Annotated in this window: 12 protein-coding genes; 7 read left to right on the top strand and 5 right to left on the bottom strand. The window is 61.4% G+C overall.

Features of this window, described 5'->3' with window-relative positions; all coding sequences use genetic code 11:
- Positions 1 to 95 precede the first annotated feature (95 nt).
- The 4 genes from VGN46_RS14115 (at position 96) to VGN46_RS14100 (ending at position 5,210) form a co-directional block, all read left to right on the top strand.
- A complete protein-coding gene (locus VGN46_RS14115; protein WP_331644354.1) occupies positions 96 to 1,247 on the top strand; it encodes a hypothetical protein in 1,152 nt (383 codons plus the stop codon).
- A 114-nt stretch (positions 1,248 to 1,361) separates the two neighbouring features.
- Positions 1,362 to 2,630, top strand: a complete 1,269-nt coding sequence (locus tag VGN46_RS14110) for an ATP-grasp domain-containing protein (RefSeq protein WP_331644353.1) — start codon at positions 1,362 to 1,364, stop codon at positions 2,628 to 2,630.
- Positions 2,623 to 3,900: a hypothetical protein gene (locus tag VGN46_RS14105; RefSeq protein ID WP_331644352.1), complete on the top strand. Its 1,278-nt coding sequence runs from the start codon at positions 2,623 to 2,625 to the stop codon at positions 3,898 to 3,900. Before VGN46_RS14110 ends, VGN46_RS14105 begins: the two co-directional genes overlap by 8 nt.
- Positions 3,897 to 5,210, top strand: a complete 1,314-nt coding sequence (locus tag VGN46_RS14100; RefSeq protein WP_331644351.1) for a hypothetical protein — start codon at positions 3,897 to 3,899, stop codon at positions 5,208 to 5,210. Before VGN46_RS14105 ends, VGN46_RS14100 begins: the two co-directional genes overlap by 4 nt.
- A gap of 58 nt (positions 5,211 to 5,268) precedes the next feature.
- Here the strand turns inward: VGN46_RS14100 and VGN46_RS14095 are convergent, their stop codons facing one another.
- The 3 genes from VGN46_RS14095 to VGN46_RS14085 all read right to left on the bottom strand — a co-directional run bounded on the left by VGN46_RS14095 (position 5,269) and on the right by VGN46_RS14085 (position 9,890).
- Complete coding sequence (locus VGN46_RS14095; RefSeq protein ID WP_331644350.1) at positions 5,269 to 6,168, bottom strand: hypothetical protein; 900 nt, start codon at positions 6,166 to 6,168, stop codon at positions 5,269 to 5,271.
- The gene (locus tag VGN46_RS14090) at positions 6,165 to 9,362 is read right to left on the bottom strand and encodes an ATP-binding protein (protein WP_331644349.1); all 3,198 of its coding nucleotides are present in this window, start codon (positions 9,360 to 9,362) and stop codon (positions 6,165 to 6,167) included. Before VGN46_RS14090 ends, VGN46_RS14095 begins: the two co-directional genes overlap by 4 nt.
- 258 nt (positions 9,363 to 9,620) lie before the next feature.
- Positions 9,621 to 9,890 carry a hypothetical protein gene (locus VGN46_RS14085; protein ID WP_331644348.1) on the bottom strand — a complete coding sequence of 90 codons (270 nt, stop codon included), beginning with the start codon at positions 9,888 to 9,890 and terminating at the stop codon, positions 9,621 to 9,623.
- Positions 9,891 to 10,086: 196 nt separating this feature from the next.
- Here VGN46_RS14085 and VGN46_RS14080 point away from each other — a divergent pair, with 196 nt between their 5' ends.
- Positions 10,087 to 10,848: a hypothetical protein gene (locus VGN46_RS14080; protein WP_331644347.1), complete on the top strand. Its 762-nt coding sequence runs from the start codon at positions 10,087 to 10,089 to the stop codon at positions 10,846 to 10,848.
- Between the two features lie 4 nt (positions 10,849 to 10,852).
- On the opposite strand, the gene VGN46_RS14075 is transcribed toward VGN46_RS14080, so the two are convergent.
- Complete coding sequence (locus tag VGN46_RS14075; protein ID WP_331644346.1) at positions 10,853 to 11,236, bottom strand: nuclear transport factor 2 family protein; 384 nt, start codon at positions 11,234 to 11,236, stop codon at positions 10,853 to 10,855.
- A gap of 224 nt (positions 11,237 to 11,460) precedes the next feature.
- Here VGN46_RS14075 and VGN46_RS14070 point away from each other — a divergent pair, with 224 nt between their 5' ends.
- Both VGN46_RS14070 and VGN46_RS14065 read left to right on the top strand, forming a co-directional pair.
- Positions 11,461 to 11,874 (top strand): low affinity iron permease family protein, encoded by a 414-nt coding sequence (locus VGN46_RS14070; RefSeq protein ID WP_331644345.1) that lies wholly within the window; start codon positions 11,461 to 11,463, stop codon positions 11,872 to 11,874.
- Positions 11,875 to 12,370: 496 nt separating this feature from the next.
- Positions 12,371 to 14,248, top strand: coding sequence for an esterase/lipase family protein (locus tag VGN46_RS14065; RefSeq protein ID WP_331644344.1), 1,878 nt, complete (start codon positions 12,371 to 12,373; stop codon positions 14,246 to 14,248).
- Positions 14,249 to 14,272: 24 nt separating this feature from the next.
- Here VGN46_RS14065 and VGN46_RS14060 read toward each other — a convergent pair whose 3' ends face one another.
- Positions 14,273 to 14,959, bottom strand: coding sequence for a hypothetical protein (locus VGN46_RS14060; RefSeq protein ID WP_331644343.1), 687 nt, complete (start codon positions 14,957 to 14,959; stop codon positions 14,273 to 14,275).
- Positions 14,960 to 15,083: the final 124 nt, after the last annotated feature.

Here is a 15,083-nt window from a genome sequence, read left to right as displayed (position 1 = left end):
GTAGTCTCCCGTGCGACCTGGGACCCGCTACGCCTGCGTTTTCGAAGGAACCGAGCCACCCATTTCCGCTATCAGGGCCACGCTGGAGGCACCGCATGAGCGCGACGCTCCGCAAGATGACCCATGAGGAAGCGGTCGCCGAGGTGTACCGGCTCACCCCACAGCTTCGTGAGTACGACGAGTTCATGTACCTCGGGGTGCGTTGGCTGCCGTACACGATGTTCTTCCACCTCACGGACTACCGCTCCGCGGTCATCAACACCGATGCCTTCGGGTTTCGCCGCAACAGTGTGGAAAGTGGCGGGCACAGCATTGCGGCGTTTCCGCACGACCGCGTCGTCAACCTCGTCGTCGGCGGTTCTACAGCTCTTGGCACCGGCACCAGCTCGGATGCATCGACGGTGTCGTCGTGGCTTTGCGAACGGACGGGTGAGCTGTGGTTGAACTTCGCTGGCCGGGGTTACAACTCTACGCAGGAACTCGTCCTGTTCCTCATGCACCAGCATCGTTTCAAGCGTATTGGTCACGTCATCCTGCTCAGCGGTGCAAATACCCTGACCCTGGAAGGACTGCCTGACGAACTCGCGACCGAACACGGCAGGTATTACTACTCTTACGAGTTCGGTCACTACATGGAGCAGTACAACGACGACCTGAGACGGAGAAAGAACTCCTATGCATCAGCCGTCAGTGGACGGGACGGCTCGATGCTGGCGAGGTTGAAGAAGCGCTTTGGCGGTTCCGGCCCTGACATCAACCCGGCGGATACCGTCATCACGGATGAAGGCATCGACCGTGACCAGCGGGTCGATCGTGCGATCTTCAGCGTTCTCAACGCCCTCGGTCAGTGGCAAGCGCTTCTCGCCCCTTCCGGCGCAAAGCTCTCCTACGCACTCCAGCCGGTGTCGCGCTGGACCAAGGACAGCTTTCACGACGAGGAAGAAGCGATGTTCCACGCCATTGACTGCTGCGCCAATAACTTCTGGCGCATGTTCGGCAGCCTGCTTGGGCCCGAAGTCTACGCGCGTTACAAGCGTGGCATTGAGGAAGGTTGCCGGGCGCTCGGCGTCCCGTTCCTCGATGTCAACGCTGCACTCGGTGCTTCCCCGGTGGCGCAGGAGAACATTTTCGTCGACCACCTTCATTTCAACGATGCGGGATACATCGAGACGGCCCGTCTTTTGCACGATGCCTTTGTCGCCGACCCGACAGCGCGTATTAACGAACCCGCCCTGGAGAACGCATGAATATCCTCAACTGGCTCAGGAGCCTTCTGCCCAAGCGTCAGCGCAAGAAGAAGATTCAGGGCTCAAGCTACCCGATGCGGTAGCCGGGCCCAGGTACGAGGACAGGAGAAAGTGATGGGCGGTCTGGTTGTAGTGGTAGACGGGTTTTCGATGGGAGCGGTGCTCGCTGGCCAGCTGGCCGCGCGGGTATCCTGCGTCCACGTGCTCTCTGATGAGCGATATCTTGCCCGCTTTGCCGGGGGCGAAGTACCAGACATCTACACCGATTCATTCATCCTGGGGCGGGACGGGGATGTGAAGGTCATCAGCGACGCGCTTGCCACGTATGGGCCAGCCGAAGTGGTGGCTGGCAGTGAGTGGGGCGTCTGGCTTGCAGAGGCGCTCGCTGTAGGCCTTGGTGTGCCCACCAACTCCGCAGGGGGCACCCACCTTCGGCGCAACAAGTTCGACATGGTCGAAGCGGCCGGGGCGGCGGGGCTCGCCGTCGCAGCCCAGGCCATGGTCACGGATGGGGAGCAGGCAGCGCACTGGATGGTCGGGCTCGGTCTGGAGAGGGCGGTCGCAAAGCCGCTGGAAAGCGCCGCGTCCGACAACGTGTTCATCTGCGATTCGCCGGCTTCCCTGGGAGCAGCCGTCTCGACCATCCGCGCGTCGCGCTCCGTGATGCTGACCACCAACGAAAAGGTCGTGGTCCAGCAATTTCTCGATGGCACGGAGTACGTGGTCAACACGGTCTCCGGGGCAGGGGAGGACAAGGTCAGCGAGGTCTGGCGCGTCACGAAGTACCTTTCGGACGAAGGCCGCAACCTCTATGACTTCGACGATCTCTGCGACCCGGTATCAGCGGATGCGAAGGACGTCATCGACTACGTCCGGAGGCTCCTTCCGGTCCTCGGCATGGTCCATGGCGCAGGCCACACCGAGGTGATGCGGGGCACACAGGGTGTACGCCTCATCGAGTCCGCTGCGCGTGTCTCTGGCGCAGCTAACCCGCAAGCCATCCGTGTCGCCACGGGCAACGATCAGATCGGCCTCCTGGTCGACCTGCTCACCCGACCTGCCGCGTTCCGGGAGGCACCCGAGGTCTATCCATTGCTGCAGAGCGTCCGCTGCGTACACCTGATGACCGGGGTCCGTCGTGTGTTCAGTCATGCGCGGACGCTCGCCTTCCTGCAAACACTGCCCACGTTCTCCAACATCGTCTTCCGCTCGCGCGACGGCGCACAGCTCGAACCCACCGTCGATGTGGCCACCTGTCCGGGAGCCTTTTTCCTGGTCGCGGCATCGTCGTTGGATATCCATCGTGACTATCTTGCGTTCCGCGCTTGGGAGCTTTCGCTGGACAGACAAGCCCAGACGCTCGAGGAGGCGGCTCATGCGTGACGTGGTGGTTTTTGTCCATCCCTGGATGTGGGCGGTGTCGATGTTTGCGGACGTCCGGGCTCGCGGCCTCGGCATTGTCTCGATCGTCACTGGCGCGGAGGGCACCCGCATTGACCCAGTCTGGCTTGCGGCCCATAGCGACTATGTGCTGCACCGGCAGGGGAACGTCGAGGAGGTGTCCGACATCAGCACGGTTCTCCAGGCAGAGGGCCTAAAGCCGGTGGCGGTCATCAACGGCCTCGACTCGACGCTCGTATTCGCCGATGCCATCCAGGCCCATCTGCTGGGTCTGGACCTTGACCTCGAGGCATCTGCCGTTCGTCTCAATAAATATGCGGTCAACGAGACGCTACGTAGGGCCGGCGTCCCCAGTGTGCCCACCGTTCGTATTCGCTCGGAGGGCGATGCGGCAACGAGGGTAGAGGCCATTGCAGCCCTCGGCACGCCTTTCATCGCCAAACCGGCCGGGGACACCGCTGGCATGGCCGGCGTCGAACTCCTCGCGGATCATGGCGCTTTGGTCGATTACCTCCGCCGCCGCCTCGGCCATGCAAACGGCTACTACCCGGACCAGACCGTGCAGGAAGTGGTGGTCCAGAAATACATGGCATCCTCGCGGTACCGTGAGTTTACCGTCGACTTCCTCTCCGTTGACGGTGTCCATGAATGCGTTGGCATCTCCGAGAACCAGAAAGACGACCAGGGCGTGTTCCGTGCCACGGTCACGTTCGATACAACGGCCAGCCCTGGCTTTGCCGTGGTAACCGCGTATGTCCGCCGCTGTCTTGATGCTTTGAAGGTGCGCTGGGGCTTTTCCCACAACGAGGTCTTCTGGGACATGGCGGAGGAGGTCTTTCTCGTCGAGACCAACAACCGGTATGCCGGCCAGCCGGTCACCGACCTTTACGCCCTGAGCTATGAGCGCAGCCCACTCGCCCCGCTCATTGAGCGCAAGCCCGTCACCGATGCTGGGCGGGTCAGCCAGCGCGCGAGGCACGGGGCGGCGGTGTACCTCTACAACATCTCTACAGAAAGCCCGGATGCACTCGACCTCGGGGAGGCCACGCCGTACGCGCGGATAACAGACTTCCGCGGCAAGGGGCGCCCCGCCATTGCGCGCGATTTCGCCAGCGCATACGACCGTGGGCGGCACATTGGCGCCATCGTCATCATCGAGTCGGACCATGCAGGGGAGATCGAGCGTCTGACCACGGACCTTGTAGCCCGGGACCGGGAAGGGCGGGTCTTCGTAGCAGCGGTAACGGCATGAACTCCGTGGAATTGAACATGGCTAAGCCGGGCGTCTCGCCTGCCTTCCGCGTGGTGGTCGCCCGTGGACTGAGCAGTACGGCGACCTTCGCCGTGCTTCCCTATCTTGCCGTGGTGATTCTCGATGGGCACCTGGCCAGTGCATCGCTCGCCGCCATGGTCGTTGGCATCTATGTCCTCTGCCTGCGGGCCGGAGGCATTATCAGCGGGTTAGTGGTGCACGTGCTTGGTGCGCGCCGACCGCTGCCCTGGCTCTACCTTGCAGCGGCCGCGTTTCTCGTCCTCGGCATGGTGGCCATGGGTGCGCGATTGCCCCTTGGGTTCCTTGCGGTTGCACTGTTTGCGAACGCCTTGTCTGTTGCGGTGGCCAATGTATTGACCAAGGCGACGATTGCCGCTGCGGCCGATGATCGTCAGCGTGTGCTTGCCTTCGGGGCGTTGAGCCGGGCTATCAACGGCGGCGCGGCCGTGGGCGGCCTCGCCGGGTCGGTGGCTGCTCCGCACGGCACGCTCGCCGTGTTGTTGCCGGCCAGCCTCCTTGTTGCCCTTGCGGGCATCTCGTGCCTGCGCCTACCGAAGGTCCGGGCAGACGCGGTCGCTGTCCACGTTACGGTCGGCGCAGGGGCATGGGGCAGGCGCATTACCTTCGTCGTTGCCACGGCCATGGTCTGGCTTGCCTATGTGCAGTTCTTTGCGGTCCTCCCCGTCTATGCGCGCGGCACGCCGGCTGAAGAATGGGTCGGTGTCGCGTTTGCGGTCAACGCCGTGATGATTGTCGGGCTGCAGCAGTTCGTCCTGAAACATGCGGCCCCGATGTTTGACCGGGTTAGTCATCAGTGGCGTGTCTATCTTGCCGCGTGTGGCTGTATTGGCCTTTCGCTCGTACTCCTGTGCGCCATCCGCACGGCAGCCTGGCCGCTGTTGTTTGCCGCCATCGTCCTTCTGACCATCTCTGAACTTTTCTGGTCCCCGTTGCTCGACGCCTGGACTGCATCGGTCTTCGGCCCGAAAAACCTTCTGGGCGCATATACCATCACGGGGCTTGCGTGGGGCGGGGCGGAAGCACTGGGTAGTTCGTTAAGCATTCCCGTGGCCGCAGGCAGCTTACCTGGTGTCCCGTGGTACGCGGCCCTTGTTGTCTCGGGCGTCGTGGTAATCGCGGCTGCCCTTTGCCTGCGCTCGGCCATTGACGATCAAGCCGTCGCGGGCCGGGCGCATTCGCGTCGCCTTGCTAGACGGAAGGGGAAACGCGAAGCCGCGAGCGGCGGCGACGCACCGACGCCGACCCTCTCGTACCGGCTCTTCCGTTGACTGCCCCGCTTTCCAACCTCGGCACGGGATGCGTACATAGGCCCTCCAGGTAGAGTTTTTAGTCGAGCGCGAAACTGACGCCGAACCTTGCTTCTTTCAGCCAGCCGTCAAACGCCGATGGGGTGAGTCGTAGGCACATCAGGAAAATGGTGGCGGGGCCGACGAGCTCGTCTCCGCTTTCGTGGCCCGTTTTGCTTGGTGCACCCTCATAGGTGAGGCCCACGAAGCTCACGCGTTCGTCGTCGTCATTAAATGGGACAAGGGCAGGGCCTCCGCTGACGCCGCTGAAGCCCCACCCATGTCTCGCTGCCAGCTCGGACAACAGCACGAAGCCCTCCCTGTTCGGATCAAACGGTTTCGACTGCAGCTCGGCGGCGATATGAACCATGGGCGCCGCAACGTGTTCACCCAGTTCATCCTTATGGTCATTCGGGAACCCAAAAGCCATCCACACATCGCCGACGTTTGACCAATCCGGTTCAACATATGAGTCGAGATCAATCGCTTCGATCCCGACGTCTTTGCGCACCCTGGTTAGGATCTCCCAGCTGACACTAATGTCCGCAATGGCGATGTCTGGGCGGGAGGCATTTTCTCGCTGAAGGCGGTCTATCGCCTCGGCGTTGTCCATGTCAGCTTCCCCGATGAAGTCTCGGCAGCTGTGGAAAGACCACCGCAGTTCGCGGCCTGTCAAATGATGGAGCTGCTGCACCATTCGCGGCATGTGGAGTGATGGCGACAAGATCGTATTTCGCCGGGTCGCTTCGCCCCGAAAGCCTTCCAGGACATGGTGGCAAGTGACGGCGTAATATTTGCCTTTCCGTTTTATGAAGGTGACGGTGGCGTTCAGCGATTGAGCGTTGTGACCACCTACAGCGTTCCATTCCGTAGCAAAGAGCGGGGCACAGAACTTGTGAATAATCGCATCGAGCTTTGACGGCTCGGACTTAAGCATCATGACAAGGTAGTTCCTTCTATCGATTCGGTCGCGCCAGCCGGCACCCTCTGCACCGGCAAAAGCCCCATCACCTCACAGAACAACTTACGCTCCCGCCAATCATCCTGGTCACCGATTACATAGAAACGCCGCTTGGCACGTGTCGCCGCCACGTTCAACAAATTAGGTTCCGACACAGCCCAATCGCGAGCACCCGATCCCTCGGTGTTGCCACCGAGCACCATGATCACGACAGCCGCTTCCTTGCCCTGCATCGTATGGATGGTGCCGGCAACCATGCCTTTAGGCAGCAAGCGCGAGAGCTCGCGCTTCACGACCTTGAACGGCGTCACCACGGCGATATCCGCGGCCTGCACGCCTTCGCTGGCGAGGTGCGCGAGTAGCCGCAGTAAGACGTCACCCTCGGCCGGCACCCAGTTGTCCTGGGAGGGGCCTCGCGCGTTGAGCCAGCCGGTGGGAAGGCGGGCGGGCGTGTCTTTTTCGGGCGATGGCGCGATCGTCCCGTAGACCATTGCGCCGTCGTAGGCGATCTGGTTGGCCAGCGCGTACATGGGACGGTCGCACCGGCGGTGGACCACCAGGGGGAGGCCGACCCATGCCTTCCCGTCGGCCGGTCCGATCCGTCGACCCCAGGTGGTCGCCTCATCGGCTAGTGTCTGTGCCGATTGACGATTCGGAAACCAGTGGGGATCCACGTGGTACGTCGCCCGCATGCCTTCCAGCACCGCGTCGGAGACGGTGATGATCGGCTTGAGCTGTAGGGGATCGCCGACCAGCACCGCGCGACGAGACCGCCACAGCGCACCGACAGCCGCCTGTGGCGTGGCCTGACCCGCCTCGTCGACGAGCAGCCAGCCGATATCGCCTTCCTTCAACGAGCCGAACGAACGGGCGAAGGACGCAAAGGTGCTACTCAACACGGGGACGACCATGAACAGCGTCGCCCAGGCCGAGCGGATCACCTCGTGGGACAGGCCCTGGTAGCGCGCGCCCATGACCATGGCGTTCGCCAGGAACAGGTTGTAGCGGACGCGTTTCGCCTCAAGCTGCATGAAGGTGCGGTGCAGCTTCAAGGCTTCAATAAACACCTTGGCGCGCGCTCGCCGGTGCCCCTCGATGATCCAGGGTTCCGCAAGCTCAATGTCGGCCGTAAGGGTAAGCGCGCCATCGTTGGCCCACGACGTAATGTGTTCGGCACGATGCGCCATGGCCAAAGCGACAATGTCGTTTCGCAAGGTGGCGTGCAGGCCTTCCAGCTCGGCCAACGCCTGCAAGGCCTTGCCGATGGCGGCCTCGGTGGTGACCTTGTCGCGTGCGAATCGTTCCAGCCGGCGGGACACGCGCTCGACGTCGGCAGCGGCGAGGTCGTGTTTCTGCACGAGGCGACGCTTCGCCACCGACCATTCGCGACCGGCCTTCCAGAGGCTCAGTAGGTTGCTCCACCACCCTGGACGGGTCGCATCGTGACGGTCCAGATCATCCAGCAAGGCCCTGAGTCGCTTGCGCGTTTCGACACCTTCGGTGCTATCCAGCGCCTCTTCGCGGACGCCGATATCGGCTAGCGCGAGCCGGAGCGCAGCGAGAGCTTCTTTCTGGGATGCGATCTCATCCGCCGCCCGCGCGAAGTCAGGGATCAGTTGCTGGATACGGTCGGCATCGGCACGGCAGCGCTCGACGGCGGCTTTCGCTGCTGCATAGGCCGCGACGGCATCCTTCCAGATCGCCCGTCGATCATCGGATGAGCGCTCGTCGTTCGCAGCGACGTACTCCTTGAGATAAGCGAGGATGCCCTTCGGCTTCTCTTCTTCCGTCGGATCCGCGTCGCGGGCCGCCGCCATGTCCGCCGTGGCGAACAGATCGGAGACGGGACTAAGCTCCTCTTCGTCCTCGATCGATTCGTCGGCCAGTGCTTCGGCGGCGGCTTCGTCCGCAGTTTTCTTGCGCGGTCGCTTACCGAGGAAATAGCGATCCAGGAAAACTGTTCGACGTGACTTGCTGCCGAGTGCACCGGAAATGAGCCCCCAGGCGGGCCGGTCCGTCAGTAAGGCCGCGACATCGGCGAAGTGCTCTACCTCGGGCAACCAGCTGCTATCGACTTTGTCGCGCTGGGGAAGCTCCAGCGTGACGTTCTCGACGGCACCATTGTTGGAGGAGGCCACGACGATCTCAAACCCGAAGAGCTTGTCGATCAGCTTGTAGCCTGTGTAGTCCTCGCCCTGGCTACTTGCCTTCTCGGGTGTACCGACGAACGCATCGGAAGCGCGTTTCAACCCAGCAAGGACATCGGCACGCTGTGTCACGATGGCAGCGATCAGGTCGCGGAGCAGGGTGGTCTTACCGGTGCCCGGCGGCCCGTTAATGCCGAGCAGGCCTTGTGCGTTTCCTAAGGTGGAAAGGATCCGGTTCACCGCCAGCTGCTGTGAGTGGACGAGACCGAGGTTCCGCTCCGAAGGCCAGCAACCGGGTGCATAGGTGTGCGGAAGCAGGCTTTCGATACAAGCGAGGCCTGAAGCAGGGGCGTCGATGGTGAAGCGATCGTTGCCTTCGTGCCTGGCCAGATACTGGCGAAGCGGTTCACTCGTCACGCCATCGCGGATGCTTGCGGCGATACCCGCCAGGTCGTCCAGGATGAAGCTATTGAGCGGGTCGTCCTCACGCTCGGGCTTCTTCTTCCGGATCGGCTGCGAGCGGATATGGATACGAGCCGCATCGGTGTCGCCGAATACATCACGAATACGGAGGAAGTCGATGACCCAGTGGGTCAGGGTCCTTAAGGTCCTGCTATTCGCCGGATTTTCGAGCACGGTCTCGGCGTGCTCGCGAGCCATTTTCTGGTCCGCATCAAAGCCCCAGGTCCAGTCGCCTCCGCTCAGTGCCTTGCCGAGAAACCAGGCTTCACTGGAAAGCACGAAGGAGTCGGCCACCATCGCGCCGCTTTCATCGAACTTGGCGGCGAAGACCGCGGATTTTCTTTCCTGGGGTTCGCTGTAACCGCGTTCGGGGACAAAAATCTTATCCAGCTCCGCGGCAACGACGCGGCTGTCGTAGATATGCACATAAACGGTATGGCTCCAGACGAAGCCCTTGGGAAGCGTTTTGCCCTGGATGATGCTGGTGGAATCCCAGGGGAGGACAGGGGCGCCTACGGACGTCGCATGGATAAGTGCATCGCGTCGACCTGTTTGCCTCTTCAATTCGGGCGCCGCCTGGGGTTGCAGCAATTCGACTGCGTGCCAGTACCGAACGATGCGCTCTTGATCCGTCAAAATCCCTGCTCCCTACCCAAACCATACGTTCCCGTTACCGAGTCTAGCGGTACGCGGAGCAGGGGAGAAATGCTTGGTAAGCGTGACGGGAATTTGGCGCGCGACGATAAATGGCGTTTGCGATCACAAATCGCCACCTAAGCCGTGAGGTATCGCGGAGTGTTCTCAGGCTGCTTTTATAACGCCTCAGCGGGCCGCGCTAACGGCATCACAAAGCCGGAGCAACGCCCGGCCAACGCCTGTTTTTGGTTGCCCTTCGACGGGCATGAAGCCGAGGACATCCCGGGCGGCATCCGCCACCTCATCCAGGGCCAGGTCACACGCCTGGCTGTGCAGCAGGTAGGCCCGGAACCGTGCTTCCTCGTAGTCACCATCGAGCATGGCATGCCCGATCGCCGACGCCTCGAGCGCGAGGTGGGCGCGGGTCAGGATGATTTCTTCGTCTACGTGGGCCATGGCCTGAGCATAGGCGGGAGCTCGTGACGGAAACATCAGCCGAGAGGCGTATGCCGTCCGCCGGTGATCCGGTCATGACCACGGAAGGCGCCATCTATCTCCGCAGCCAGGATTGTATAGTGATCGCCTGGAGGGCCATGCGTGCGTGTCAGGGCGAATCCTTTGACATCACGATGCCGGTCGAGGAAAGGCGAACGTGTTGAATAAGAAATACGACAGGCGGGACAGAACGTTTAATCACGCTGTCAATTTGTTTGACAGGGCTCTGTTGGCCTCTGGCTTTGGTGACGGAGTGACCACCCCCGTTCTGGCGGTGGCAGCTATTGAAGCGCTTCCGTACGATATGTGGGTAGCACTGAATCTCATGAAGGTGCACTGGGAAACGTGCATAAATAACCCGGAAGTTCCGAAGTTGCCGAACGTCAGTGAGTTGTGTGAGGGGATGTTTGGCCGCCACCGTCTGGACGATGCTGAGGAAACGATATACCGCCTGACTGATAGCTTGGATTTCGATAAGGAGAAGCTCATCGAGAAGTACAAGCTGCTTCACAAAGCGGTCGGATGCGGTGAGTTGGATAGGCAGCCTGAAGCATTGGCTGACGTTAGCCTGCTTATTTCCGTAAGAAATAGCATTATTCATCCGAAGTCAGAGCACATCAGCCAGCGTCTGAAAGGTGGCAAGACCCACGGAAATCCGAACGGAATACCGTCGTTCGTGCATACGCTTTGGGGTAAGGGTTTAATTAACAAGCCATCGGTTAGCGAAAGCTGGCTGAACTTGATTGACGATGTGCGATTTTGCAGATGGTCTGTGCAAGTCGCATTCCGCTTCATTCAAGTAACGTTGATTGCATTACCCGAATCGCCGTTATTGAACGCTTTTACTTACGAGGCCGACCTGCGACGGAGCCGAGAGGACGTGACACGATTTGGTATCGCTGTTCCAGAAGACACCTAAGCGGTCAACCAGGCACAGACACCCACTGCGCCCGCCACGCAGGCGCATCAAACGGATCAGCGAAGTACTGCACCTCGTGGGCGACCTTGCCGCCCTTGAAGGTCATGATGCTCACCGTGAAAGCCTGCTTGCCCTGATAGTCGATGGTGTACTCAGTAACCCAGAGGTCACCCTCGCCATGGATCCGACGGACCTTGAAACCCGATGGCTTCCCGGGGTGGTGGCTGCGCAACGCCTGGAGGTTCTGCCGCCCGCAGATGATTTCCCCCGACTGCGGATACTCACAGATCGCGTCGTCGTGATAGATCGCATGCTCAGCGTCCAGGTCACCCCTCGCCGAGGCGAGCCAGTGTTCGTCGAGTGCTTGCCGGATATCGGATGGAAACATAAGTCCATCGTACGCTGGCGGCAAATCCGCGTCTTGAATCATCCGGCGTCCCATTGAATGCGCATCTTGCCGTGGATGCACGCTGCACTGGGATTAGCGGGTGGCTCGCCGCGGTCAGCCTTCACGTATACCGCGCAGCGAACGGCCTAACGTGGCCTAAGTCCATCTGAACGCGCGCAGTAATGCGTGCCGGTCCAATGGTTGGCGAACCGCGAGGCGACTCCATGGCACGTTCTCAACAGAGTTGGTTTACCCGCATGGCCATGGCGGTATCCAGAGCGGCTGGTAAACCCATCACGTTTGCCCTCGCTGTGGGCGTCGTCATCGTCTGGGCGCTTAGTGGGCCGTTCTTCAAGTTCGGGGACACCTGGCAGCTCGTCATTAACACCGGCACGACCATCATCACCTTCCTGATGGTGTTCCTGATTCAGGCCAGCCAGAACCGCGATACGGAAGCCCTGCAAATCAAACTCGACGAATTGATCAACGCCTTGCAGGGCACCAATGAATCGCTGCTGGACCTGGAGGAGTTGGATGAGAAGGAGCTGGATCGTATTCGCAAGGTCTACCTGAGCAAGGCCGAGTCCGCCCGGCGAGGTGTCCTGGACGACGGGGCCCGCGAGGGTGATGCAGACTAGAAACCCATAAAAAAAGCCCGCGGAGGGGACCGCGGGCTTCGGGGGTATATCCGTCTTTGCAAAGGCAGCAGGGGAACCGCCGGAGATGCGTGGGACTGGTGCCTCTCGGCAACCTTGGGATAACTATACCCGTTAGTACATGAATAGATGTTAAGTCTGGCCTCGATCCTGACCATGTCCTTGTGTCTGCGCCCTAAACAGCGGATGCCGCACCCCGTAAGATAGGCCACACCTTCTCCCGAACCCTCCCCATGCTCCCCGACCACACCGAATCCCAGGCGGCGTGCCACTGCGGCCAGTGTTCCACCTGTCGAACGCGCGCGGCTACCGTGGCTCCGGTGTCTGCTGGCGTGAACGATGCTCCGGCGGGTAAGGCCCAGGCTAGGGACGTCCCGGCGCAGGTTCGCTCTGATCCGGCGGGGGATGCCCCGCCTGTTGCGCTTATCCGTCGTGGCCGCCTGAAATCCGGCCAGTAGGTCGCGACATGGAGCAGGGAATGCCCGTTTACCGGTGGTTCGCCAGGATCCTCATTCTCGTTACGGCCCTGGCTTCCGCGGGCTGCGCCATGGTCACGGTGGGTGATGTCAGCCCCCGCGAATATATCGCCCAGCGTCGCGGTGACATTCTTTCTGGCCGCCACCTGAGTGGGCAGACGGCCGAGACCCTCGCCATGGCAGGCCTTGATGACGAACCGTGCGAGCGTGCACCGATCCCCTGTATCGATGCCCTCACGGCGGTTTCGCCTATGGCGGAAGAGCGGCGCCAATCCGCCATCGCCGAGCTGTGGCTTGCCCGGGCGACGGGACGTAGCCTGGGCATGGGTCCGCAAGCGGACCAGGCGCGTGACGCGGCCTACTTCGAGGTCGCGCGCCACGCCTACGCCTATCTGTTCTTTACCGAGCGCACCGCCTCGGCGCGTGCATTCGAGGATCGCCAGACCCAGGTCCGTGATTACTACAACTACGCCGTGCAGCAATTCGCTATCGCGCTGGGCCATCGTGCCCGGGAGAAACCGGGCACGGCGCTGGCGACCGACGTAGGGCAGACCCACGTCACCGTCGACCTGCATACCTTGTCGTGGGCGAACGAACGGCCGCGCGAAGTGGTCGCCGCATCCGCCTTGCGCTTCCAGGGTATCCGCAGCACCTATCGGCGCGATGGCCTGGGTGCGGAGCTCGTCGTAGACGTGAGGCCGGAGGACGGCGCGGTCGTCGATCGGGCATACCAGGCCATGCCGACGCCCTCGGCGACCGCGTTCCTGAGGTTCTCCGGGGACAGCCTCGACGCGGTACTGCATGCCCGCGATGCGGTGCTTGAAGGACACGATCCGTTCCAGGATGCCACCGTATCTGTTGGCGAGACCACCGTTCCGTTGGCCGGTAACTTCACCGCGGGGTACGGGCTTTGGCTGGCGCGTTCGGGTTTTGCCACGCAGTCGTTATCCACTCTATTCGGGAGGAGCGGCGGCATCAGCGCTCCGCGCATCTACCTGATGCAACCGTACGATCCAAGCCGACGGGTCATTCTTCTTTTGCATGGACTGGCGTCCAGCCCCGAAGCATGGGTGAACGTCGCCAACGATATCCTGGGTGATGAGCGACTACGCCGGCATTTCCAGGTGTGGCAGGTCTACTACCCGACCAATATGCCGCTCGCACTGAACAACCGCGCCATACGCGATGCGTTCGCGCGCACGCTGGCGCACTTCGACCCGACGGGGCAGGCGGTGGCGTCCCAGCACATGATTATTATTGGCCACAGCATGGGCGGCGTTCTCGCCCGGCTGATGGTTTCCTCGTCGGGCGATACGATCCTGGACGAGGTCGCGCAGGGAAGTGAACGCCGGCGCGCGTTCCTGGCCCGGCGTGCCAAGGAAGTGAGCCCTTACCTGCGCTTCGATGCGCTACCTAATTTCGACGAGGCGGTCTTCATTGCGGCACCGCATCGCGGTACGGACTTCGCGACTAATCGCCTCTCACGCCTGATATCGAACCTCATCCGCCTTCCTGCAGCCGTTGTCACACGATTCGGCGGCATGCTTGCCGACCTCGCCGGTGACGATGGGGATGCGCAGGGGAAGAAAGTGGCGCTGGTACCCAACAGTATCGACAATCTCCGTTCGGATGACTCGTTCATCCGCGCTGCGGCCAACCTGCCGATTGATCCGAGGGTTCACTATCACTCGATCATTGCGAGGCGCAGCCCGGATGGGGCCTTGGAGGACACCGATGACGGCCTCGTGCCTTACTGGAGTTCACACCTCGCTGGCGCGGAAAGCGAGAAGGTCATCGTTTCCGGGCACAGCGTTCAAGAAACACCTCAGGCGGTGCTTGAGGTCCGTCGGATTCTTACCGAGAACCTCGACCGGAAGTGATGCGGCAAGCTGGCGGCGAGGCAGTCACTTGCCGCGGACGGCATCGATGGCATCGGCCGCCGCGGGGTTCCCGGAAATCCGCAGAAGATAGGAGCTAAAGCCCACGGTAAGCAGGAGCATCGTGAGCAGTAGGCAGGAACCCCAGCGCCATAGCTGAAGTTTCGTCGGCACGTTGTCGAACATACCAATGATCACATCGAATTTTGCATCGATCCTGGCTTCGAGGCCGTCGATCTTGGCTTCCAGGCTTCCCCGCAAACCTTCGATCTTGCCTTCTATCTTGTTTTCAAGGCCTTCGCGCATGCCTTCCATCTTGCCTTCAAGGCCTACACGCATGCCCTCCATCTTGCCTTCAAGGCCTTCGCGCATGCCTTCCATCTTGCTTTCAAGGCCTTCGCGCACGCCTTCGATCTTGCCTTCAAGGCCTTCGCGCATGCCTTCCATCTTGCCTTCAAGGCCTTCGCGCACGCCTTCGATCTTGCCGTCGATGCTGGATACGGCGCATTCGATTCGGCCGACTCGCTCCTTCACCTCGCGAACATCGACTTTAACTTCAGCCACATCTTGCTGGATGACTTCGATCGCGTGCTCTACATGTGTCAGTCGTTTTTCCATCGTCCTATCATCAAGTGGCGCGAGCGGCGAGGCAAGGCTCGACGCATGAGACCGACGTGAATTGACGACCTTGGTTTCACGATATTCCACTGCCATTTGCTCTCCTTACGCCGTGTTCGATGTACTAAATCCATCTTACGTCAAGGATCGAAAGGCTGTGCCCGCGCCGTTGCGTAGTCGTAGCCTTACACGTCCAGCGCGAGGACGCGTGCAAGATATT

Origin of the sequence: Luteibacter sp., from assembly GCF_036500425.1 — a bacterium.
Classification (GTDB): Bacteria; Pseudomonadota; Gammaproteobacteria; order Xanthomonadales; family Rhodanobacteraceae; genus Luteibacter.
The sequence above is the reverse complement of the archived record's forward strand: the minus strand, read 5'-3'. Positions and strand labels throughout refer to the sequence as shown.